Source organism: Streptomyces sp. NPDC006435 (assembly GCF_040612315.1).
Taxonomy (GTDB): domain Bacteria; phylum Actinomycetota; class Actinomycetes; order Streptomycetales; family Streptomycetaceae; genus Streptomyces.
In genome coordinates, this window is sequence record NZ_JBEXPY010000021.1 from 81595 (window position 1) to 102799 (window position 21205).

Below are 21205 nucleotides of genomic sequence, written 5' to 3' on the forward strand. Positions count from 1 at the left end.
GGGCGGCGGGTCACGGCGCGGACGTCGCTATGGCCTCGGAACCGCACTGGGAGCGGGGGGTTTTCGCCCCGGGCTTCTTCGGCGCGATGGTCCGGGGGTCCACGGCCTCCCCCGGCGCGCCCTCGCGGTAGAGCCCGTCGGGCAGGCTGTCGCGGTCGTGCGGCAGCAGGAAGAAGACCCGGCGCTTGTACAGGCCGCTGTCCGGGTCCGGGGACGCCTGGTCGTCGAGGAGTGCGTACCCCACCATGCGGCCGTCCCTGGCGTAGGGCGGCTTGGTGTTGCGACGCCTGGTCTTGTCCAGTGCCTGACGCACGTAGTCCAGCTCGTCGGGGTTCTCCAGCCACACCACCTCTGCCTCGTGGATGAGGTCGCTCTCGGTCAACAGCGAGCTCATGGCTGCAGCCCCTCCTTCGTCCGGGTGCCCCCTGGGGAGGGGGATGCGGCCCGGCATTGTGTGCGTGGTGCTCCGGCCCGCGCTTCGGGCAGTGGCGGACCGTCCTGTGGGAGCCGCCGTGTACGGGGCCCGGCATTCATCGTAGAACGCTTACCGGGAACGGTGTAGGCCGCGTGGTGGGGACGGTGGCGGTCCCGGCGGGGCCTCACGCGTGCTCCAGCAGCGCGATGCCCGGGTAGTACTTCCGCCCGTTGGACTTGATCATGTCGGCCGGCGAGGCCACACCGACCTCCTGGCGAACCCGGTTGGCGAAGGCCCGGGGCGTCGCGGGCCTGATCCCCTCGCCCGCGTGGCACCAGGAGCTGTACTCGGTGTACAGCAGTCCCTGTTCCACCCGCAGGTCTCGCGCACGGTCGCCGTCGCGCGTGCAGCACTCCGCGAGGAAGCGCCCGATGTGGTCCTCGGTGGTGGCGTAGGCGGTCGTGGCGATGCGTACCCGATCGGGGCCTTCGAGGGGGTCCCGGGTGGCGAGGTACCGCTGCGCCCCCTCGATCAGCCACTGCAGGATGCCCGGTCCCTCGTCCCGGACCAGTTCGAAGGCGAGGTTGTCGATCCTGCGTTCGGCGGGCACCGTCCGGGTGAAGGGCAGCAGGCGGATGCGACGCCAGAAGGCGAAGCCGCCCGTGGAGACCTCGGGGCGGTGGTTGCCCAGCAGCCACAGGTGGTGGGTGGGCGTGAAGGAGAAGTAGTCCTGCCGCATGCGGCGCGCCTTGATCTTGTCGCCGCCGGTCAGGAGGCGGACGCGGGCCTCGTCGAACTTGTCGTTCGGCTTCAGCTCGCTGCACACGATCAGGCGGCGGCCGTGCAGTTCGGTCAGCTCCGTGGAGTGTTCGGAGAAGGCGCCGCGGTCCATGAGGAAGCCCGGAGGGGCGGCGTCCGCGTAGTCGCCGAGGATCTGGATCATGATGTCGAGCAGGACGGACTTGCCGTTCTTGCCCTCGCCGTGCAGGAAGGGCAGCACCTGCGCGCCCACGTCGCCGGTGATGGAGTGGCCGAGCAGCAGGTGCAGGAAGTCGATCATCTCCCGGCCTTCGGCGTCGTCGCCGAAGGTGTCGGTGAGGAAGCGGTGCCAGCGGGGGGTCTCCATGCGCTGCGGGGCGACGCTGGTGGCCCGGGAGTGGAGGTCCAGGGTCGGATCGGCCTTGCGCAGGTGGCCGTTGTTCAGGTCGACCACGCCCGCGGGGGTGCACAGGGCGTAGGGGTCCCCGTCCAGGCAGTCCGGGTCCACGGAGAGGTCCGGCGACGCCTTGGCCTGGGTGAGGAGGGCCTTCATGCCGGTGGTGGACAGGGTGCGGCGCTTGTGCTGGGCGATCTCGCGGTTGCTGAACACACCGCGCGCGTCGGTGTCGGGCATGTCCTCGGCCATCTCGCCCGCGGCCCACAGCGCGGCCTTCTCCCCTCCGCCGCGCTTCCAGCGGTAGCCGTCCCAGACGAACCAGCCCAGTCCCTCCACGTGGCGGAACTGGTCGCGGTGCAGCTGCACGAAGAGCCGTGCGTTGCCCCGGTCCGACAGCGACGGGGGCAACGGGGTCCCGGCCGGGCCGGCTCCCGGTCCAGGGGCGGAAACGGGAGCCGGGGTGGGCTCCGGACCGGGGACGGGAGACGCGATCATGGCCGCGTACTGGGCGGGCAGCAGGGAGGGAGCAGACTGTTCGGTGCCCAGAAGGTCGAGCATCTGCTGAGCTGCGGCCTGCGGGTCGAAGCGCGGCGAGCTCTCGGCGCTGCTCATGAACGTCCCCTGAGATGGAGCGGGCGGGCGGACCCTACGGCGAGCGCGTCGTCGACGATCGTCTCGTTCCTGGCCTGCTGCCAGGGCCTGGCGTAGTGGGCGACCCGGACGAGCCGGTCCCGGACGTCGGGCAGTTCCAGGTGGCCCGCCGCGGCCAGACCACCGGCCGTGTAGGCGGCCCGGTTGAGCTTCTCGGAGAACGCGGTGCCCTCCGACGCGGCCGCGCATCCGGCGACCTCCGCGATCAACGGATCCAGGACGTGCTCGGCCGAAGCCGCTCGGCGGCCGTGTGCGGGCCGTTCTGTGCTTTTCCGGACCTCGGGGGCGGGCGGCAGGTCCTGGGGCTTCTGAGGCGTCACGACGTGCCCTGTACGGGCGAGTTCGTCCCTGAGCCAGTCGGGGAGGTCCGCAGGGGTCCTGGCGGTCCCCTCGGCCCGGTAGGAGCCCTGGGGGACGCGGGTGCTCGGGGCGACGATGTAACCGCCGTCGGCCCGTACGTCGACCTGCCAGGCCAGCGCGGCGTTCCGGCCCGAGCCCGTCGAGCACCGGAACCGGGTCGAGGGGTCGGGGTTCCGGTACCAGATGTGCAGCCCCCCGGAAGGCGTACGGACCCGGAGAGTGGTGGTGTCCTCGGCCGGATCGGGCGCGCCTCGGAGAGCAGCCAGCAGCGCCAGCGTGTCGAAGCCGGAGGCCAGCCCGTCGAGGCTCACCTGCTCGGGGATCGGGATGCCCGGCAGCAGTCGCGACCGGTCGGCGACCGGGGCCTGGTGGGCATCGATGTCGATCACGATCAGATCAGCGGGCCCACAGGCCACTCCGACCCCGGCCGCGGGGGTGTCGGACCACCATCTGTCGATGCGCCGGGGGTCGGTCGTCGCCGCGTGGAAGCCGTGGCAGGGCCGTCCTGCGGGCAGGCACGAGCAGGTGGACGGCTCATGCCGGTGGGCCCGGCAGTGGGGACAGTTGCCCGCGGGAGTCTTCCGTCCCGGCGCGAGGGGGTGGACGGGCCAGCCCCTCGCGGCGCACCAGCGCGCGACCGCATGCGGGAGCACGGACCTGCCTGGGGCTGCACGCTCCCGGTTTTCGCCTTCGCGCGGCACGCGGACCGTCCTCGTCACATCTCGGTTGCTCAATCGTTCCCGGGCCACCGGATGTCTGGTGACCCTCTGTCAGGGACCGAAGGGACTGTAGTGCAGAAGAGAGTCTAGGGCCCAGCATCCTGAAAACGGGGCCACCCCGGGCCGCGTGCCGTTTCTATCAGTTTCCTTGGTCCCTTGAGTCCCTGGGGCTTGGGATGTGCTTCTTCGGCCAGGCCCCGGAGACGGCAGGTCCTCCCCGCCCACGGCCGTTCCAGGGAAGAGCCCGACGGGAGACGACCCGAGGGGCCGGGGGCCCGCCGGCACGGCACCCTCAGCCTAGGGCCGCAGCCCAGGGACCAGCCGTATCAAGCGCGCCCGACACCAGGAGGCCTGCCCGGCGGCGCCCCGGAGGGACGGACAGGGTCCAGGGACCAGACGCCAGGGGCTGACGAAACTGCGTCCCTGAGCTCGGTCCCTGCATGTTTTCGCAGGTCAGAGCCTTTCACCCGACCAGAACAGGGACTCTAGGGACTCAACTCGGCAATTATGAGCTACACCTGATGTATGTGTGACACGCGCCCGCACGTATGAACCCCTATCTCTTGTCTACGTCATAATTGCGCTTTTTAGTCCCTACGGTCCCTGCCAGAACAAGCTAAACTGCTCTGACCTGCGAAAACATGCAGGGACCGAAGGTTTTTCACCGAGGGACTCCAGACACTTCAGTCCCCCACGTCTGGTCCCTGGCCCCTTTTGGTCCCTCGGAAGAACCTGGCCGGAGTGCCAGCAGGGCTGCACGAAGCGGAGGGACTGAACCTGGCAGGACTTTTTTTTGGAGACAGGGGCTGGACCTTGAGTCCCTGTCTTCCCGATGAGCTTCAGACCGCGTTCGAGATCTCGATCTGGGCGATGTGCGACTGGTCCGGTCGGGATCGAAACCCGGTTGCGCCATGGTGAAAGATGAGGGACATGGTCATCAAGGAACGCGCCGTGGAGCTGGTCGAGGCTCTGCTGTCGAGAGAGCGGCAGGAGTCGCCATGGATGGCACAGCTGCCCGAGCTCGCTGTTCTCGACGTGGAGGAACACGCCCTCGGGTGGCTGGTCTTCTGGCAGTCGGTGGAGTACATCCGCAGCCGTGATGCCGAAAAGATGCTGGTGGGCCATGGGCCCTATCTGGTGGATCGACAAGACGGGAGCATCCACCACATCCCTGTCACCACCTTCGTCGGCGAAGGCTGGGAGGAGCTCTACCTTCAGCAGGTCAAAGGTGTCCGACCTCCCGATCCGCTGATCACGGATGTCCTGGAACTCGTGCACTCTGACGGGACGATGGCCGCGATACGCCACCTCCGGAAGCAGGCTCCGTTGTTGGGACCACAGCAGGCGAAGGCTTATGTCACGGCTGTCCGGGACGGGAACGAACCTCCAGAGGAACTGGTGGGACTCACCCGGAAGCCGGAGGTGTGCCCTCCGTTGCCCATCAGTACGCTGGCGGGCCCGGCTCGGTAGCGGCCCGCTAAAAGGGGACGGGGCCCTGGCCGTGTTGCCCGGCCTTGTCGGGTGAGTCGGCGGCCCATTCGACAAGGCGGCCGGCGAAGCCCTGGTCGGCCCAGATCTTCTTGACGTTGGGGTGGTCGAGCCTGGTCCACAGCAACGGCCGTTTCGCACCGTCGCGGTCCTGAACGTTCGCCGCGACGACGCGGACAGCCAGGAGCAGGCCGAGAGTGTCGGTGACGATGAAACCTCTTTCGTCCCTTCACTTTCTTGCCCGCGTCGAAGCCCCTGGGGGCAGCAGAGATTGTGTCGGCGGTGCGAACTGACTGCGAGTCGATCAAGCCCGCGCTCGGCTCCACGTCGCGTCCGTCAGCTTCACGGACCTTGCCGCGCGGAGCGTCATGAATGCGCCCGACGGTGCCGTCGTCGTGCCACCACGTGAAGTACCAGTACACCGTCGGCCAGGGCGCGAAGTCCTTTGACAGCTGCCGCCAGGCACACTCGGTCCGAGCTACGTAGAAGATCGCGTCGACGATCCGCCGCCGCGGATGCATCTCCCGATGCCCGCCCTTGGGGCCTCCCCTCGCAGGCGGAGCAACGGCTCCACCAGCGCCCACTGCTCATCCGTCAGGTCCTGTCGGCGGCCGTGGCAGAGTCCAGGTGCGCGGCCAGTTGAGTCCCGGCTGATGGCCACCAGAATTCCAGCGGTCCGCTGCCTCGGGAGTACGGAGTTTCGGAGTGGTGTCCAGACCAGGGTCTGCTTCGCGAAGCGGAAGGTGTGTTCCAGATCGAAGCGGCGGAGAAACGCCTGCCAGAGACGGTCCACGTCGTCCGGGGTGGCGCTGGCCTTCGAGGACCATGACCACACCGGCGGGGCATCCCTGTCCTTCGACGGATGCTCGACCTTCAGCCGCATCAATGTCCCCTCGGCCAACGGCAGTTCACTGCCGTGGTCGAGCCAGGAGGAGCGGTGGGTGAGCCTTGGGTGGACCCGGTCCCATGCCTGGGTCTCGGCCTTGCCGTGGTTGGTCGTGTCCGTGACCGTGGTGATCGCGGGCTCGGGCCGGGTCTCCGGCTTGGTGAAGCGAAATTCCGGGCCGTGCTTGGGCGGCCGGCCGTTGACGCCGTGCATTCTCGGTGGCTTCGGCCGGCCGCATCACACGGTCGGAGCGGACCCGACCGACCGGCCCGACGGACAGGTCACGCAGGACCCAGGCCAGGCGGGTGACGTCGTAGCCGGCATCGCTGACGATCACGATATGCGGGCCCCGGCCTGCCACTGGCCCGCGGCGACGAGCCGCTCGACGACGCCCCTCAGCTGGGCGGCGGTGATCGCGGTCACGTCGTCCGCGGGGCCGAGCCGGACCGCGTCCAGGATCGCGGTCCAGGACGTGGCGCCCGGCTCCAGCACGGCCACGAAGGAGTAGGGCCAGCACCGCCCGCAGCCGACCGGCATCGAGCCGGCCATGGTTCAAGCCGCCGTACATCGCTCCGTGCCCACGACGCTGCTCAGGCAACAGCATCAGATCCACCGGAGACTTCACCGCACCGTCCGCACACAACACCGCGTCCACCAACCCGAACAACTCGTCACGCCGAGCGGTCAGACACTCATAGAACTCGCCCCGGAAGCGTGACGCCTCCGCGAACGCTTCCCTCCGGACAGCAACAGACAGCAGACTCACCCTCACGGCCTTCGCCTTGGTCATGTGCGCCTTGGTCGGAGCACATGTCAGATGAAGGCCGCCATCGTGTCCTCTGAACTGCGAAAACTCGCCTCAAGTTCGACGTCGGTCCGAAGCCGAGAGGCTGAACTCAGGATTCGCACGGTGGGAGATCTCGTGCGGTCAGCAAGCCTCGAACGGTACCGAGAGCGTTCTTCGGCGCATCGGTGAGCTGATCCACAATGACGCTGCAACCCATCCAGGTGGACCCGCATTCCTCGACCATGCTTCGGACAGCTGCAGCCTGGCTTCCGGTCTCAATCCAGTCGTCCACCAGCAACACGCGGTCTCCCTGCGCTCGACCTGGGCCTGAAGATAAAGAACAAGCTCAGTCCCTGCCCGAGAGGTGGTGCAGAGGACGTTGCCTGTCTTCCCGGGCTGCGGGAATCCACGGCCTCAACCTATTACGCCGTAATAGGTACGGCGGAGGTGGAGGCACCTCCGCCTGCCTGCTCGACCATCGCTCTGCGAGAGCTTGAGAGCTTGAGAGAAAGGCTGTCCAAGCAATCAGGTACGTAGCCCTCATACGTCTGTGCCCGGCATAGTGATCAACATGATCGGACGCCTGTTCTCTCTCGTCATCGACTGCCCCGACCCATCCGAGCTCGCGAGCTTCTACGAGAGCCTGCTGTCGTTGCCGAGAGTGGAGGAGACGACTGACTACGTAGTACTCAGAAGCACGACAGGTACAGAGGTCGTGGCCTTCCAACGCGTCGGCGATTTCCGCCCGCCCCAGTGGCGCAACCCGGACCGCCCTGCTCGGGCGCATATCGATGTGCTGGTCGACGACCTGGATCTCGCCGAGCCGAAGGTGCTTGCCCTCGGTGCCACGTTGCTCGAAGGGTCGGACAAGCCGATCGGCTATCGCGTGTACGCAGACCCCGTCGGGCACCCCTTCTGCCTCGTCACACGCGAAAGCGTGATGCTCGGCGAATAGAGCCCCAGCGCATGGTCTGCTCCCCTGCCCGGGCAGGTCCCTCAAACGCCGAAGGGCGAGCCACACCGATGGAGACCGCTGCCTGGCATACTCCCCGGATGGGGAAACCGGCTGCGGAAGCGGCGCGACGTTGGCTGGCTGAGCAGGGAATCAACCAGGTGCACGGCGGGTGGATGAGCGCTGCGGAGCCGGGCGAGCTGCTGACGGCCAACCAGGTTGCGCATTCCTGGGCCGGTGATGTGTTCGCCGAAGACCTGCCTCCGGCCGACCAGGTGCAGTTGGCCTTCGGGCTGCTGGACCTCCTCGACGAGTACTGGGTCACCTGCGAGATCCGTTTCGCGAACGAGAGTGCGGAGAACCCCTTGCCGGCCGATGCGCTGTGGGACGGCTATCGGCAACGGTTGGAGGCGGACCGGGACGTCGAAGCCGTCACGTACTCGTTGTGGGTGGACTGGTTCGAGGACCACACCACTTCCGCGACAGCCTTCACCGAAGTACTCGGTAACGACATCGACCGAGTGGTTGCCGATCGACCGGAAGCCCTGCTCCGTCGGGCCCGTCGGGTGCTGGAGTGCTCGGGACCGGTGCCCTGGTCGGTGAAGGAGCCGACATACCGCACCGCCGCGTGTCTTCCCACCCTGCACCCAGCTCTCTTCCACGGGCTCCGGGCGAGCTTCCACGACGTCTACGGAGACCTGGAACCGACCGCTGCACTGGCCCTCCTCGATCGACTGGATCTACCTGCGGACACCCGCCACCTTGCTGAGCTACGTCATGTGCTCGCGGCGGGGCACAAAAACCACTACCGCAGTCCCGGCGCCTGGGACGATGCGGTTCGCTCCTGCTCCTGAGCCGTGCAGGACGCGCCCGTCGGGTGGTGGCAGTGGTCGATCCGCCGAGGGACATACGTCTCACCCGTGAAGAAGTATGAGCTCCCGGTGTCAGGTCCGGAAGTCGTTCCGCAGGTCGACGAAAACGCCTTCCCCGTCGGCGCGGAACGTGACAGCTTCTGCGCCGACCCCGAGAGCACCGAGCAGGATGCCGAGGGCCGCTTCGATGTCGGTCTGAGTGCGGCTGATCCAGACGAGGACATCGGGGCAGGGGCTTCCCTCCAGTCGACTGAGCGCGAAGTCGATCTTCTGGATGCGGAACATCGCCACATCCACCGCGCCCAGCTCCTCCCAGCTCCGTTCGATGCTCAACCGCAACCGCGCGGCGAGGGCGTCCAAGGAGGGTGACAATCCGGCGACCAGTCGGAAGGAGCCCACTGCGTACTCCCACATGCTGGCCTGAAAGGCGGGGTTTCGCTTGCCGCCCTGGTATTCCAACGCTCGTTCCCAGTCCGGCTCCGGCCCAGGAACCTCAACCTCCGCCATGTGCCCTCCCCATCCTGCTGCTGAGCTGTGACGCCTCACCCCAGAAGCTCGGTTCCTGTTTCACGGATCACCAACCCGGTGCACGTATGCGGCTGCTCCTGGGTGGTGATGCCGGGAAGTTCCCGCCCTGCGTCGAGTTGGAGGCCGAGGTGGGTCCACGACACTCCCGGGCGCTCGTGCAGATCCTCACGCCGAGTTTCGTGAACGACGTCCAAGCCGTGGCACCGGGCGAGGCTGATGGTTTCCTCGGCGGAGACGGGGAACATGCGGCGGCCCGCCGGGACCGGGCCGTGCCGCAAGGAGAGGACCATCCGGCCCCCGCGCCCGAGCAGACCGACCAGCCGGGCCATGGACGAGGCGCGCTGTCGTGCGTCGAGATGCATCCAGACCGCGGTCAGCAGGATCAGATCGAAGCGGCGCGCCTGTGCGGTCAGCCCGGGAAGTTCGGGAAGGGCGTCGTCGACCCATTCGATTTCCTGGTCGGCATGGAGACGCCGGCCCAGCGCGCGCAGTTCGGCGGTGGGTTCGGCGGCGACGACCCGGTGTCCCTTGGCGGCCAACGCTGCCGCGTCGCGCCCGCTGCCCGCCCCGACGTCCAGTACGAAGCCCGGCCGGAAGGGGAACAGGTGAAGTACCTCGCGATGCACCTCGTCGAAGGTCACGCTCTCGTACTGCTCGGCAAGAGCCTCCGCTGCCTCACCGTATCCAGCGGTACTGGCCATGGCATGCAACTGGTCGCTGTCCGTCTCACTGCTCATGGCGAGGAACTCTACGTCTGTTGTCTGCTCCGGCAGGAGTGACAAGACGAGGTGCGGTGACCATCTCCAGCCCCACATGGGACGAGGCTCTGAGGCAAGGACCTATTACGGCGTAATAGGTCTGGTGACGTCGACACCCACACTCCGGCCCAGGCCTGCGGGCCCCTATGCAGTTCGTCAAGGTGGCGGGTCAACTTGCCGGCGATGTCGGCCCGGCGCCCGGCGAGGCAAAGCAGGGCCTGGGGGTGGTGTTTGACCTGCGCGGTTTTCTTGTCGTACCAGGTCCGGGACGCAGGATCGGCCGGGCCGGGAAGGTGTTGCCGTCGCCGCCCTCGGTCAGGATGCGGGCTCCGGTCCTGACGCCGATGCCCGGCATCGAGGTCAGGACCTTGGGAAGAGAGTGTGCCTCCAGCAGTTCCTCGATCCACGGCGAACAACAGTTTCCGCTGGTCGAGCACCGCTGCCGGCGAAATGACCAGACTCGGGACGATCAACGCGGCCGCCTCGGTCTCCGGGTCGCTTCCCCGCGAGGCTGTGATCGAAGCCGACGATCGTCTCCAGTTCGGCGATCCGCCGCATCGTGAATCCGGGCAGGTAGGCGACCGGGCAACCCATGTCGCGGACGACTGCCAAGGGAAGAGCCTCGATCGGGGTAGTGCTGGTCGACCACGACCAGCACTACCCCGTGGCGACCTGCGGCTTGGCGAACAGCTTGCGGAGTTCGGGTTCGGTGTTGGGCAGGCGTTTGTCGAAGGCCTTCTTCCTGGCCGGTGTGACGGCGGTGGCGTGGTGTTCGCCCTTGCCGACGTCCAGGCCGAGGGAGACGTCGATGTCGCCGGTGCCGATCACGTGCGGACTCCTCCATCACACTTCGTCCGCCCTGGCCCGGGATCCGGGCTCGACCTATTACGCCGTAATAGGTCGAGCCCGGAAAGAGCCCCGAGCGACGGCCCGCACGCTCACATGCTCTCGGTCTCGGGGCCCGTGGAGTAGGCCAGGGGCGGCGCGATCGCCCTTACGTCTGCCCGCTCCCCCACCCACAGTCCGATGTACAACGCGGCGGTTGCCTCCAGCAGTCCGGCTCGTCCCAGCCCTCCCCCGGCCACCGGCTCGCAGCCCGTGTCCCTGACCAGTTCGTACACCCGCGCAAGTGCTGCCTCATCGTCCCCGCACACCGGAACAGCCAGGGGCTGACCGTCGAAGACTGGTGGGGTCATCCGCCACACGTCCTCGTGGCAGAGGTTGAACGCCTTGACGACATGCGCGCCCGGCGCCGCCGAAGCGAGACGGAGGGCTGCTGAAGGACCGTCCTCCGTCAGCAGGCAGAAACCGGGCCCGACCGGATTGGCACAGTCGAGCAGGACTTTCCCCTCCAGCTCGGACCGAAGCTCCTCGACGACAACCGCCCCCACCCCGTACGGCAACGCGGCCAACACCACCTCGCCGAACTCGGCCGCCGCCCGCAGACTTCCGTGCCCCGTGCCGTTCGCCAAGCGCGTCGCGAGCCGGCGGGCCTTCTGCTCGTCCCTTCCTCCGACAAGCACTTCATGTCCGGCCCTCCCCCAGTGAGTGGCCAGCGCGTCCGCCATGTTCCCGGTACCCAGCACACCGATCTTCATCGATCCGTCCCTCTCCTCAGCTGCCTCAATCGCTTCCGGGACGACACTAGAAACCCCGTCAGGCACCATTTGGTAAGTGACGACCGACGCCTATCTCGCCGACTGCCGCGCCCGCCTCGCCTTCGACCTCCTCTCCAACACCTGGAACGCCGTACTGATCTGGGTCCTTCGGAACGGCCCCCGACGCCCGGGCGAGCTGCGCGAGCGCATCGGGGGCATCAGCCCCAAGGTTCTGACCGAGACGCTGCGGCGGCTGGAGTTCAACGGACTGGTCGCGCGCAATGCCTACGCCGAGGCACCGCCCCGCGTCGAGTACGAGCTGACCGCTCTGGGACGGACATTGCTCGGTCCGATCGACGCATTCGGCGCCTGGGCCTTCGAGTACGGCGACGAGGTCATGGCCGCCCAGGAACGTAACGAGCATGCTGCGGCCTTGAGCGAGCCGACCCGCGCACCCCGCACATCCCGTTCGTCCCGCCCGCCCCTCGGCTCTTCGGAGGCGGAGTAACTCGGTCCTCCTGGAGGCCGCTTCGCGGGAAGCTTCGGGGCGGACGAGTGTCCCCTTCATGCCCCCTCCCCACTCCCCCATCCCTGCTCTCCCAAGGGCTGTCCCCTGCACGGATCCGTGCACAGGCCTGTGCTGTCGAGAAGCTCTCGGATCGTTCCGGCCAGTTGATGCATTCAGTTCAGGACACGATTCACATTCTGTGAATCGATCTTCGGCAGGGCAGAATCCTCATATGGCAAAGCGCACACGGAGCTCGGCACTGCCCACAAAGCCCCTGGTCAAAGCACCTGTCCGGATCGGGCCCCTGGATGCCCCGGCCATCGTCGGCGAGCTCCGTCGGATGCATGAGGAAGCGGAAGATCCGTTGGTGGAACGCATGCCTGCCGATGAGGAACTCTTCGGTGCGCTGCTCTACGCGGAGAAGCAGGCACATGCTCTGCAGGCTCGGCCGCTCGACGTCCGGAAGGCCGCGGCAATGAAGCGGGTACAGCTGTGGGAGTTCCTCCGGGAGCAGGCGGAGGTCCACCAGTCACGAGCCGTCGAGGACGCGCGGAACGCGGGAGCCCAATGGGCACAGCTCGCCCCGGCCCTGGCCGTGGTGGCCCCGAGCGCCGCCTACAACAAGGCGAAGCGACTGAAGGCCATCGAACTCACCGATGAGACTCCTCAAGCCCGGCCGGTACGTCGTACTCCGGAGGCCGTTCTGAGAGCCGAGCGTCGGCTGATCCTGGAACAGGCTGCGGAACGCCGTGCTCAGGAGGCGGCGCAGAGGCGGCACCAACTGCTGGTGCCTGTCGCCGACCGGCTGCTGAACCAGCGCGACGGGCTGGTGCCGGACGAGGATGCGGAGTACTGGTTCGAGGAAATCGAGACGGTACTGCCCAACTGCCGTACGCCGCTCCAGATGGTGAGCCTGCATCGCTACCTCCAGGCAGCCGTACGGGCCCTGAGCAAGGTGGAGCAGCGAACGGCACGGCCCGTCTCGTTCACCGAAGGGGCACGTCTCGCACTGTCCGCCGCCACGGAGTTCCTGAACGAGGAACGGACGGACGAGGCCGGCTCCTCGCTCTTGTGACGGTCGGCGGTGCCTCTGGCGGGTGCCGATCTGGCGGCCTGGCACTCTGGAGGCCATGAAGATCGCGACCGCCCAGTTCACCTGTGTTCCTGCCGATGTGCCTGCGAATGTGTAGCAGATGGCGGCTTTGATCGCCGAGGCGCGTACGCAAGGTGCCGAGAGGCCGACGCCGACAGACCCATGGTGGCCATGGCCGAAGTCGGTTAGCGCGTGGCCGCAGCCCTGGGCTGCTTCGGCTTGTTCGCTGCCCGCTCCACGATGCTGCGAGCTTCGTGTCGCTCCTTGCCCGAAGCCCGAAGCCCGGAGTCCGAAGGCCGGCCGTCATGTGGTTCGCTGCGTTGGTGGGCGGAACCTATTACGCCGTAATAGGTTCCGCCCGTCTATTACGGCGTAATAGGTTCGACTCGACAGGGTCAGGGCCTGTTGGTACCGGCTCGGAGGAAAGCCGCTCCTGTGCCAGGCCCCATCCGAACGGGGGACCACGATGGAACGGTGGACTGAAGGGCCCGCTGCTGATCCGGAAGCAGCGAGGGAGCGGTACGACTCCGACATGCGGGCAACACGCAAGGCGTTGCGAGAAGTGTTCAGGACCGATCTGCCCGACGCGCACTTCGGCCTGGGCATCGTCATCGTCGCGAGTGTGGTTGTGGGCCTGCTCGTAGAACCTGCTGCGGGAGCCCTCGTGGCTGGGGCCTTCGCTCTCCTGTTCCTCGTCACTCTGGCGGTCATGTTTCTTCGGAACATTCGCGGCATGGACACGGCGCGCAGGGCCTACCTCTTCACTTTTGGATGGGCGGGCTGGGTCTAGGACCCGGCTGGGGAGGCTGCCGACACCCATGCTCTGCCCGGCTATTACGCCGTAATAGGGGAGGGGAGCCCGGCCGAGCTATTACGGCGTAATAGGGGAGCGGGCCCTGACGCCCCAACAAGTTGTGCAAACTAACGTGTCGGTGCAGCAAACGATCTAGCGCGTTAGTAAGGTAGCGCCATGAGTATGCCATCCACCTCGAGCGACCGAGTGAAAGTCGTCTCCAAGCTGCCGGGATGGCTCCGGCAGAACCTCAAGGTCAGAACCGCTCAGCTCGGTATCGAGATCCAGACCGCGGTCGAGCAGGGAATCGCCGCCTGGCTCGGGCTCGCGTCGGCGACGACTTCGGTCGACACCGCGGGAGCCGAGTCCTACTCCACCTTCCTTCCTCCGGCGCAGTGGGAGGAGTTCAGGGGCATCGCCGAGGACCGTCGGGTTTCCCTCATTCAGGGGCTCGCCCAGTCCGTTCAGCTCTGGCTCGACACCAACCCGGCTCCCGATGTGAAGCGGCCCGACATCACTCGCCGCATCGTGGTGTGCAACCAGAAGGGTGGCGTCGGCAAGACGGCCATCACGGCAGGGGTGGGGGAGGCCCTGGCCGAGGACTCCAACACCCTGCACCCTGTCCGTGTCGCCAAGGCCCTGGCCACCGCTCTGCGCGCCGGTGAGGCGGACGGTGACACGGCGGGAGCGGGCAGTGCCGACCCGCTCGACATCGAGAAGCTTCCCGGCCTCGGACTCCGCGTCCTCCTGGTGGACTTCGACCCCCAGTGCCACCTGACCAACCAGCTGGGGGCGGCTCCCCTGGCCATGAACGGTGACAGCCTCACCAACCACATGGCGGGCGACCCGAAGGGCGACCTGCGGGATCTGATCGTTTCCGTCGACGAGGAGCACTTCGGCGGTCGGCTGCACCTTCTGCCCGCCTGCCACGACGCCTTCCTCCTCGACGTCCGGCTGTCGGCGGTACGAGCCCGTGAGGCGGCTCTGGAGCGTGCCTTGCTGCCCCTGGAAGCCGATTACGACGTAATCCTCGTGGACTGCCCGCCCAGCCTCGGCCTCAGCATGGATGCCGCCGCGTACTACGGGCGACGCCGTGACGGTGAGCGGCCCGGCCAGTCCGGAGCCCTCATCGTCGTCCAGGCCGAGGACAGTTCCGCCGACGCCTACGACCTGCTCACCAACCAGATCGAGGACCTCCGCGGCGACCTGGGCCTCGACATCGACTACTTGGGCATCGTGGTCAATCTGTACGACGGTCGCCGGGGATACATCGCGACCTCGTCGCTCCAGGGCTGGATCGACATAAAGGATCCACGGGTCGTCGGCCTCATCAACGACCTCAAGGAACAGAAGGAAGCCGTGCGGATGAAGCAGCCGCTGCTGAGTTACGCGCCGACTTCGCAGCAGGCCGTAGGCATGCGTGCGCTCACCCGGGAGATCTCATGAGCAAGGCGGATCAGCTCGGAGCGGGGCGTTTCGGAGGCGGTGCCCGGCCGGTCAGCGCGCGCCGTGCCGCCATCGGTGCCGCCACCGGTGTACCGACCGAACGGGTCGCCCCGCCGACCCGGCTTCCGGTCACCCGGATCAACTCCAACCCCGACAACCCGCGCACCACGCTCGGAGACCTGGCCGAACTTGCGGGCAGCCTCGCGGAGCACGGTCAGAAGCAGGCCATCACGGTCATGAACCGCGATGCCTACATCAGGGCCAACCCCGAGCGCGAACGCGATCTGGATCCCGACACGACCCATGTCGTGGTGGACGGCAGCAGCCGCCTGGCCGCTGCCCGCGAAGCCGGTCTCACCCATCTGAACGTGATGGTCGACGACGAGCAGGGGAGTGACGGCGACGCCATCCTGGAGTCCGCACTCGTCGCGAACGTCCACCGCAACGACCTGGACCCGCTGGACGAGGCACGGGCCCTGCAGCGGCTGCTGGCCATTCACGGATCGCAGGTCAAGCTCGCCAAGCGCCTTCGTAAGTCGCAGGGTTGGGTGTCGCAGCGGCTCGCTCTGCTCAATCTGACTCCCGAGCTTCAGGCCGTCGTGGGTGAAGAGCCCGTCGAACTGCTGCGTACCGTCGCCAAGCAGCCGCACGATCGTCAGGAAGCCGCACTCGAGGAACTGAAGGCGGAACGGGCCCGTAAGGAAGAGGAGCGGGCAGCGGCCGCCACGGTCCCGGCCCCCGCACCGGCCCCGGTCCTGCCCCCGGAAGAAGCTCCGGAACTCGCGACTTCGGAACTCCCGACTCCAGAACCTGCGACTCCAGTGTCGGCATCGGCAGCAGCGGCGGTGCCGGAATCGGCTCCCGCCCCGTCTCCGGTTCCAGTACCGGCCCCCGCGCCGGCAGCCTCCCCGGTCGTTCCGGCCTCCACCCCCTCGGCTCCGATTCCGGTTCCGGCTTCGGTTCCGGCTTCAGCTTCAGCTTCGGCCAAGTCCGAAGCGGGGGAGGGGCTTCGCGCTCCACAGACCGAGAACGTGTTGGAGCGGGGGGAGTCCTCCGTACCGGAGCCACGGTCCGACAGCACGTCCGCCACCGAAGCGGGCTCGGGCGAGTCCACGTCCTCCGCGTCCCGGCCGCTGCCGTACGACGACGGGGCCTTCATCGCCCGGCATCTGATTCACAAGATGGGCGAGGCAGAGTTCGACCGGATGTTGGACATCCTCAACACCCACAGGCGCGAGCGGACGACCTCGTAACGGAAGAGGTGTCCGGTGGGCCTCGGCCGGCCCTGAACGTCCTGCGGGGCGTATCTCGTCGACGTGATGTGCGCGAGGTACACCCCGTGGGACGTTTTTCATGCTTCATTCGAACAGTTCGATTCTTCGCTCAGAACGATTCTCCGGAGAAAGGGCGATTGGAGGCGGCGGGCTCTTCTCGGGAAAAAGAGGCTCCTGGGGCGTCGATCGAGAGGCTTCGGCCCCGGTTCCGCCCTCTCGGTCGATTGGCACCCCTCAGCGGCATCACTGGTTTGAACGGTGACGGATTGCGTTATCATGAATGCATCACTGTTTTAAGAGGTGACATGCTGAATGCTCGCGTGGACGCGGAGCGATGCGGGCAGGAGCGGTTTTCCTGTCCGCGTCCCTCGTGCGAGTCTGTGGGAACGACGATGAAGGGTGATGTGTGATGAGCGGGACCGAGGAAAGGGCGCTGCTGGCCGGCGGCTGCTTCTGGGGCATGCAGGAGCTGATCCGGACGTTCCCGGGCGTCCTGACCACGCGAGTGGGCTACAGCGGCGGTGACGTGGAGAACCCGACGTACCGCAACCACGGCACCCACGCCGAGTCGATCGAGATCACCTTCGACCCGACCCGGACCGACTACCGGACCATGCTGGAGTACTTCTTCCAGATCCACGACCCGACCACGAAGAACCGGCAGGGCAACGACATGGGGCTCAGCTACCGGTCCGCCATCTTCTATCTCGACGACGAGCAGAAGCGTGTGGCGGAGGAGACCATCGCGGACGTCGACGCGTCCGGGCTGTGGCCGGGCACCGTGGTGACCGAGGTCGTTCCGGCAGGAACCTTCTGGGACGCCGAGCCCGAGCACCAGGACTACCTCCAGCGCTACCCGGACGGCTACACCTGCCACTTCGTGCGCCCCGACTGGCGGCTGCCCAGGCGCGCGCAGTCCTGAGCCGGAGCATGGCCTTCTGAAATGAGGTCGGGCCTCCCGCCCCGGGAGGCCCGACCGGGCTCAGTCCTCCGAGTCCACGAATCCCATCCTGCGGTTCATGGCTATCGCGTTCGCGTTCGCCGGATGGTGGAAAGTCCGCATCCTGCCCGCTCCGGACCTCCTGGCGAAGCCCATTCCGAAGGTCTTCATGGCGATCGAGATGCCGCGGCCCCGGTGACCGGCCCGTACGCCGGTCATCTCGTTGAAGACGAAATCCCCGTGGTCCGACGTTGCCGCCATGCCGATCCAGGTGTCACCGTCCATGGCGATCACGATGCCCCGCGGGTCGTACGAGGCAGCCTCGAAGCGCAGCTCGACGTACTTCTCGAACGAGTAGAACTCCCCGCGCTCCGGGATGTCGGCGGAGCATTCCTTGTTCAGTTCGTACAGCGCGCGACGGTGTTCCGGAGTGTCTCCCAGTTCGTCGAAGGTGGCCAACCGGATGCCTTCCGCGCGGCACCGGGTCACATACTCCTCGAAGCGGGCCGCATCGAACGAGCCGATGTCCAGTTCCAGCTTCACCCAGTGATCGGCCATGCCGTCTCCCTTCCCGTGCACGACAAGCGCTGTGCAGCAAGCGTTGTATGGCAACTGCTGTGCGACAAGCTCTGCACGGCAAACTCTGTACGCCGGCCGCGCCCGCCCCCGTCCTGCTGGCCGACCGGTGCAAAAGGAAGATCACCTGGGTCGGTCGCGGAGCGCCCGCCGCGAGGTCAGGCAGAGTCCGACGAGCAGTTGGAGAGCGGCGAGCACGAGCAGGACGACGAGCGGCACGGTCCAGGCCCCGGTGACCGAACGCACCAGGCCGATGCCGAAGGGGCCGGCCGAGGCCAGCAGGTAGCCGGTGCTCTGGGAGAAGGTCGAGAGCGCCGCTGTCTCCTGCGGGCTGCGGCCACTGGTGCCGATGACGGCCAGGACCAGGGGGAAGGCCCCCAGCCCGAGGCCGGTCAGCACGGCCCAGAGCACGGGCAGGGCCAGGGGCGCGCTCAACAGGCCCAGATACCCGGCCATCAGCGAGACGCTGACCACGCAGAAGGCCAGGCGCAGGCGCGGCGCGGTCCGGGTGAGCGGCATCAGGGCGAACGTGGAGGGCACTCCGACGAGCAGGGCCAGGCCCAGCATGGCACCGGCCCGGTCGGGGCTCATGCCGTGGTCGGTCAGGACGGTCGGAAGCCATCCCATGACCGCGTAGCTGCTGAGCGACTGCAGGGCGAAGAACGCGGTCACGAGCAGCCCGAACCGGGTGCGCCCGACGGCCAGGGCCGAGACCGGGGCCGCGCCGCTGTCGGCGCGCCGTGCCGAGCTCCGCCAGGAACCCGGCCGCAGCGCCCACACCGCGAGGGCCGACAGGGCGGGCAGGGTCCAGGCGGCCAGCCCCAGGGAGGGCTGCCCCGCGAAGTCCGCGACCGGCACCGCCACCGCTGCGGCGAGGGCCGAACCGAGCGCCATCGTGGTCGTGTACACCCCGGTCAGCAGTGCGACGCGGCCGGGGAAGTGCGTCTTGACCACTGCGGGCAGCAGGACGTTGCACAGGGCCAGTCCGGCCGAGCCCAGCAGCGTACCGGCCAGGAGTGCCCACGTCTGGGGGACGGCGCGGACGGCGAGTCCGGCGCAGAGCGCCGCCAGGGCCAGGAGAACGGCCGGTTCGGTGCCCATCCGGCGGGCCAGCACGGCGCCGGTCGCGCCCACGGCCGCGAAGCACAGGGTCGGCAGGGTCGGTACGAGGGATGTGACGAGCGGGCCGAAGCCCAGCTGGTCCCGGAGCTGTTCCAGCAGCGCGGAGGAACTGCTGATGGCCTGGCGCAGGTTGAAGGCGATCAGCACGATTCCGGCGGCGGTCAGCCAGGCGGCCCGGGAGCGGGAGACGACGGGGCGGACAGCGGTGGTGGGGGAGTGGGAGCGGGAGGGAAGGCGGGGGCGACGAGTCGACAGCATGCCAGAAAACATAAAACGTCTGACCTTTGACGTCCAATCTTTAGCGGTAGGATCGGTGGTGAACGCCCGCGTCCGTCTCCCGCGCTGCCGGGCTCGTACTTGCGCTCGTACTTGCCGGCCCCGTGCACGCCGCCCGTCAGGAAGGACTTCCGTGGCTCTCGCCTCCGCCCGTCGCTCGGTACTGGTCGACGACGTCATCCAGCGGTTGCGCGCCGAGATCACCTCCGGGAGGTGGCCGGTGGGGCACCGTATCCCGACCGAGACGGCGCTCATCGAACAGCTCGGCATCGCCCGCGGCACCCTGCGCGAGGCGACCCGTGCCCTCATCCACGCCGGGCTCCTCCAGGCACGGCAGGGCGACGGCACCTATGTGCGGGCCACCAACGAGCTGTCCGGTGCCATCCAGCGCCTCGACAGCGAACTGGGCGACGTGCTCGAAGTCCGCCAGGCCCTGGACGCGCAGGCCGCCCGGCTGGCCGCCGCCCGCATCGGCCCCGACGAACTCGCCCGCCTCGGCGAACTGCTCGCCCGACGGGCCGCCGCCTGGCAGGACCGCGACCGCGACGCCTGGGTCGAGGCCGATTACGCCTTCCATCAGGGCGTCGCCACCGGCAGCGGGAACACCCTGCTGGACAACCTCTACACCGCTCTCGGCCCGGCCCTGCGCCGCTCGGCCGCCGCCCACTGGGACGCGGACGGATTCGACGGCGCGGACCACCGGGGACACGAGGAGCTCCTCGCCGCCCTGCGCGCGGGCGACACCACCGGGGCGGCCCGCAGCGCCACCGCCAACATCGACGCCACCGAGGACTGGCGCGGGACCGTGCCCACGCCTCCGGCCGAGGGCTGAGGCTGCGTCCGTCGCGGTCACGACCACGGCGTCACGGATACTCGCCGAGCGGGACGCACCCGCCGTCCGGCAAACCCACCCGAAGGAGCGATGGCATGCGCGCACGGGGCATCAACTACGACACCGGGTTCCTCCCGGGCCAGGACCTCTCCCGCAAGGTCTTCGACCCCGGGACGGTCCGGCGCGACATGGCTGTGATCTCCGACGAGCTGCACTGCGATGCCGTACGCATATCCGGCCGCGACCCCGAACGGCTCGACGTCGCCGCCCGCTGCGCGGCGGACCTCGGCCTGGAGGTGTGGTTCGCCCCGTTCCCCGTGGACCTCCCCGCCGACCGGCTGCTGCCGTTCTTCGCCGACTGCGCCCGCCGGGCCGAGGACCTGCGGCTGAGCGGTGCCGAAGTGGTGTTCGTCGCGGGCTGCGAGATGAGCGCGTTCTGCGGCGGTTTCATCCCGGGGGACACCTACGGCGACCGCCTGCGGGCCATGGCCGAGGCCGACATGGAGTGGTGGAGCGGCCTCGGACCGGTGCAGGAACGGCTCAACGACTTCCTCGTCCGGGTCGCCGAGACGGTGCGTGCCCGTTTCGGCGGGCGCGTCACGTATGCCGCGGCCCCCTGGGAGTTCGTCGACTGGAGCCCGTTCGACCTCGTCGGCATCGACGCCTACCGTTCCACCCACAACGCCGACACCTTCCGGTCCGAGCTGCGGGGACACCTCGCCCACGGCAAGCCCGTCGCGGTGACCGAGTACGGGACCTGTGCCTACCGGGGCGCGGGCGAGCGCGGTGGCGCGGCCTGGCAGGTCCCGCAGGACGCGGTACCGGACGAGGACGAGCAGGTCCGCCACCTCACCGAGATGCTGGACATCTTCGAGGAGGAGGGCGTGGACACCGCGCTCTGGTTCACCTTCGCCGGTTACAGCAGGCCGGGCGACGCGGATCTCGGTTCCTACGGCGTGGTCCGCATGCTCGACGGGACCCGCTGGGAGCCGAAGAAGGTGTTCCACGCGATGGCGGCCAGGTACCGCCGCGGCTGAGGGGCGGGTATCACCTCGGCTGAAGGCCGGGAACTGCCACGGCTGAAGGCCGGTGGAACGGCCCCTCCCGTTCCACCGGCACCTCCCCGTACATCAGCCGCATCAGCCATGTCGGCCAGATCAGCCGGATCGGCCACA

The 21205-nt window shown here is 68.1% G+C and carries 21 protein-coding genes and 2 pseudogenes; 11 read left to right on the forward strand and 12 right to left on the reverse strand.

Annotated elements, in window-relative coordinates; genetic code table 11:
• Window positions 1-10: 10 nt before the first annotated feature.
• The 3 genes from ABZZ04_RS21240 to ABZZ04_RS21250 all read right to left on the reverse strand — a co-directional run bounded on the left by ABZZ04_RS21240 (window position 11) and on the right by ABZZ04_RS21250 (window position 3235).
• Window positions 11-394, reverse strand: a complete 384-nt coding sequence (locus ABZZ04_RS21240) for a DUF6009 family protein (RefSeq protein ID WP_356933755.1) — start codon at window positions 392-394, stop codon at window positions 11-13.
• Window positions 395-599: 205 nt separating this feature from the next.
• On the reverse strand, window positions 600-2183 hold the full coding sequence (locus tag ABZZ04_RS21245; protein ID WP_356933756.1) for a phage/plasmid primase, P4 family: 1584 nt from the start codon (window positions 2181-2183) through the stop codon (window positions 600-602).
• Window positions 2180-3235, reverse strand: a complete 1056-nt coding sequence (locus ABZZ04_RS21250) for a bifunctional DNA primase/polymerase (RefSeq protein WP_356933757.1) — start codon at window positions 3233-3235, stop codon at window positions 2180-2182. The genes ABZZ04_RS21245 and ABZZ04_RS21250 overlap by 4 nt, the downstream gene beginning before the upstream one ends.
• Window positions 3236-4231: 996 nt before the next feature.
• Here ABZZ04_RS21250 and ABZZ04_RS21255 point away from each other — a divergent pair.
• The gene (locus tag ABZZ04_RS21255; RefSeq protein ID WP_356933758.1) at window positions 4232-4771 is read left to right on the forward strand and encodes a YrhB domain-containing protein; all 540 of its coding nucleotides are present in this window, start codon (window positions 4232-4234) and stop codon (window positions 4769-4771) included.
• 7 nt (window positions 4772-4778) lie between these two features.
• On the opposite strand, the gene ABZZ04_RS21260 is transcribed toward ABZZ04_RS21255, so the two are convergent.
• The 3 genes and pseudogenes from ABZZ04_RS21260 to ABZZ04_RS21270 form a co-directional block, all read right to left on the reverse strand.
• Window positions 4779-5000 (reverse strand): transposase, encoded by a 222-nt coding sequence (locus tag ABZZ04_RS21260; protein ID WP_356933820.1) that lies wholly within the window; start codon window positions 4998-5000, stop codon window positions 4779-4781.
• A gap of 217 nt (window positions 5001-5217) precedes the next feature.
• Window positions 5218-5310 (reverse strand): annotated as a pseudogene (locus ABZZ04_RS21265) (transposase); the annotation flags it as partial.
• A gap of 147 nt (window positions 5311-5457) precedes the next feature.
• Window positions 5458-6441 (reverse strand): annotated as a pseudogene (locus tag ABZZ04_RS21270) (transposase); the annotation flags it as partial.
• 592 nt (window positions 6442-7033) lie between these two features.
• On the opposite strand from ABZZ04_RS21270, the gene ABZZ04_RS21275 reads away from it, so the two are divergent.
• Window positions 7034-7417: a VOC family protein gene (locus ABZZ04_RS21275; RefSeq protein WP_356933759.1), complete on the forward strand. Its 384-nt coding sequence runs from the start codon at window positions 7034-7036 to the stop codon at window positions 7415-7417.
• 98 nt (window positions 7418-7515) lie between these two features.
• The gene (locus ABZZ04_RS21280; RefSeq protein ID WP_356933760.1) at window positions 7516-8268 is read left to right on the forward strand and encodes a hypothetical protein; all 753 of its coding nucleotides are present in this window, start codon (window positions 7516-7518) and stop codon (window positions 8266-8268) included.
• A gap of 90 nt (window positions 8269-8358) precedes the next feature.
• Here the strand turns inward: ABZZ04_RS21280 and ABZZ04_RS21285 are convergent, their stop codons facing one another.
• From ABZZ04_RS21285 to ABZZ04_RS21300, 4 genes are all read right to left on the reverse strand, one after another.
• Entirely contained in the window at window positions 8359-8793 is a 435-nt protein-coding gene (locus ABZZ04_RS21285; RefSeq protein WP_356933761.1) for a hypothetical protein, read from the reverse strand.
• Between the two features lie 35 nt (window positions 8794-8828).
• Window positions 8829-9551, reverse strand: coding sequence for a class I SAM-dependent methyltransferase (locus tag ABZZ04_RS21290; protein ID WP_356933762.1), 723 nt, complete (start codon window positions 9549-9551; stop codon window positions 8829-8831).
• A 678-nt stretch (window positions 9552-10229) separates the two neighbouring features.
• Window positions 10230-10400, reverse strand: coding sequence for a transposase (locus tag ABZZ04_RS21295; RefSeq protein WP_356933763.1), 171 nt, complete (start codon window positions 10398-10400; stop codon window positions 10230-10232).
• 110 nt (window positions 10401-10510) lie between these two features.
• On the reverse strand, window positions 10511-11170 hold the full coding sequence (locus ABZZ04_RS21300; RefSeq protein ID WP_356933821.1) for an NAD(P)-binding domain-containing protein: 660 nt from the start codon (window positions 11168-11170) through the stop codon (window positions 10511-10513).
• A gap of 76 nt (window positions 11171-11246) precedes the next feature.
• On the opposite strand from ABZZ04_RS21300, the gene ABZZ04_RS21305 reads away from it, so the two are divergent.
• The 6 genes from ABZZ04_RS21305 (at window position 11247) to msrA (ending at window position 17206) form a co-directional block, all read left to right on the forward strand.
• Window positions 11247-11678: a helix-turn-helix domain-containing protein gene (locus tag ABZZ04_RS21305; protein ID WP_356933764.1), complete on the forward strand. Its 432-nt coding sequence runs from the start codon at window positions 11247-11249 to the stop codon at window positions 11676-11678.
• Between the two features lie 376 nt (window positions 11679-12054).
• Window positions 12055-12753: a hypothetical protein gene (locus ABZZ04_RS21310; RefSeq protein ID WP_356933765.1), complete on the forward strand. Its 699-nt coding sequence runs from the start codon at window positions 12055-12057 to the stop codon at window positions 12751-12753.
• A gap of 550 nt (window positions 12754-13303) precedes the next feature.
• The gene (locus ABZZ04_RS21315; RefSeq protein ID WP_356933766.1) at window positions 13304-13561 is read left to right on the forward strand and encodes a hypothetical protein; all 258 of its coding nucleotides are present in this window, start codon (window positions 13304-13306) and stop codon (window positions 13559-13561) included.
• A 180-nt stretch (window positions 13562-13741) separates the two neighbouring features.
• Window positions 13742-15010 carry a ParA family protein gene (locus ABZZ04_RS21320; RefSeq protein ID WP_356933767.1) on the forward strand — a complete coding sequence of 423 codons (1269 nt, stop codon included), beginning with the start codon at window positions 13742-13744 and terminating at the stop codon, window positions 15008-15010.
• Complete coding sequence (locus ABZZ04_RS21325; protein ID WP_356933768.1) at window positions 15007-16263, forward strand: ParB/RepB/Spo0J family partition protein; 1257 nt, start codon at window positions 15007-15009, stop codon at window positions 16261-16263. The genes ABZZ04_RS21320 and ABZZ04_RS21325 overlap by 4 nt, the downstream gene beginning before the upstream one ends.
• Before the next feature lie 430 nt (window positions 16264-16693).
• On the forward strand, window positions 16694-17206 hold the full coding sequence (gene msrA, locus ABZZ04_RS21330) for a peptide-methionine (S)-S-oxide reductase MsrA (RefSeq protein ID WP_356933769.1): 513 nt from the start codon (window positions 16694-16696) through the stop codon (window positions 17204-17206).
• Between the two features lie 60 nt (window positions 17207-17266).
• Here the strand turns inward: msrA and ABZZ04_RS21335 are convergent, their stop codons facing one another.
• Window positions 17267-17782 (reverse strand): GNAT family N-acetyltransferase, encoded by a 516-nt coding sequence (locus tag ABZZ04_RS21335; RefSeq protein ID WP_356933770.1) that lies wholly within the window; start codon window positions 17780-17782, stop codon window positions 17267-17269.
• A gap of 141 nt (window positions 17783-17923) precedes the next feature.
• Window positions 17924-19180 (reverse strand): MFS transporter, encoded by a 1257-nt coding sequence (locus tag ABZZ04_RS21340; protein WP_356933771.1) that lies wholly within the window; start codon window positions 19178-19180, stop codon window positions 17924-17926.
• A 151-nt stretch (window positions 19181-19331) separates the two neighbouring features.
• On the opposite strand from ABZZ04_RS21340, the gene ABZZ04_RS21345 reads away from it, so the two are divergent.
• Together ABZZ04_RS21345 and ABZZ04_RS21350 are read left to right on the forward strand one after the other, a co-directional pair.
• On the forward strand, window positions 19332-20030 hold the full coding sequence (locus ABZZ04_RS21345) for an FCD domain-containing protein (RefSeq protein ID WP_356933772.1): 699 nt from the start codon (window positions 19332-19334) through the stop codon (window positions 20028-20030).
• A 95-nt stretch (window positions 20031-20125) separates the two neighbouring features.
• Window positions 20126-21067 carry a hypothetical protein gene (locus ABZZ04_RS21350; RefSeq protein WP_356933773.1) on the forward strand — a complete coding sequence of 314 codons (942 nt, stop codon included), beginning with the start codon at window positions 20126-20128 and terminating at the stop codon, window positions 21065-21067.
• The last annotated feature ends 138 nt before the right edge of the window (window positions 21068-21205 follow it).

Coding starts and splice junctions, on each gene's coding strand:
- ABZZ04_RS21240 (WP_356933755.1), bottom strand. CDS start 394: ATGAGCTCGCTGTTGACCGAGAGCGACCTCATCCACGAGGCAGAGGTG.
- ABZZ04_RS21245 (WP_356933756.1), bottom strand. CDS start 2,183: ATGAGCAGCGCCGAGAGCTCGCCGCGCTTCGACCCGCAGGCCGCAGCT.
- ABZZ04_RS21255 (WP_356933758.1), top strand. CDS start 4,232: ATGGTCATCAAGGAACGCGCCGTGGAGCTGGTCGAGGCTCTGCTGTCG.
- ABZZ04_RS21275 (WP_356933759.1), top strand. CDS start 7,034: ATGATCGGACGCCTGTTCTCTCTCGTCATCGACTGCCCCGACCCATCC.
- ABZZ04_RS21280 (WP_356933760.1), top strand. CDS start 7,516: ATGGGGAAACCGGCTGCGGAAGCGGCGCGACGTTGGCTGGCTGAGCAG.
- ABZZ04_RS21285 (WP_356933761.1), bottom strand. CDS start 8,793: ATGGCGGAGGTTGAGGTTCCTGGGCCGGAGCCGGACTGGGAACGAGCG.
- ABZZ04_RS21290 (WP_356933762.1), bottom strand. CDS start 9,551: ATGAGCAGTGAGACGGACAGCGACCAGTTGCATGCCATGGCCAGTACC.
- ABZZ04_RS21300 (WP_356933821.1), bottom strand. CDS start 11,170: ATGAAGATCGGTGTGCTGGGTACCGGGAACATGGCGGACGCGCTGGCC.
- ABZZ04_RS21310 (WP_356933765.1), top strand. CDS start 12,055: ATGCCTGCCGATGAGGAACTCTTCGGTGCGCTGCTCTACGCGGAGAAG.
- ABZZ04_RS21315 (WP_356933766.1), top strand. CDS start 13,304: ATGCGGGCAACACGCAAGGCGTTGCGAGAAGTGTTCAGGACCGATCTG.
- ABZZ04_RS21320 (WP_356933767.1), top strand. CDS start 13,742: ATGAGTATGCCATCCACCTCGAGCGACCGAGTGAAAGTCGTCTCCAAG.
- ABZZ04_RS21325 (WP_356933768.1), top strand. CDS start 15,007: ATGAGCAAGGCGGATCAGCTCGGAGCGGGGCGTTTCGGAGGCGGTGCC.
- msrA (WP_356933769.1), top strand. CDS start 16,694: ATGAGCGGGACCGAGGAAAGGGCGCTGCTGGCCGGCGGCTGCTTCTGG.
- ABZZ04_RS21335 (WP_356933770.1), bottom strand. CDS start 17,782: ATGGCCGATCACTGGGTGAAGCTGGAACTGGACATCGGCTCGTTCGAT.
- ABZZ04_RS21340 (WP_356933771.1), bottom strand. CDS start 19,180: ATGCTGTCGACTCGTCGCCCCCGCCTTCCCTCCCGCTCCCACTCCCCC.
- ABZZ04_RS21350 (WP_356933773.1), top strand. CDS start 20,126: ATGCGCGCACGGGGCATCAACTACGACACCGGGTTCCTCCCGGGCCAG.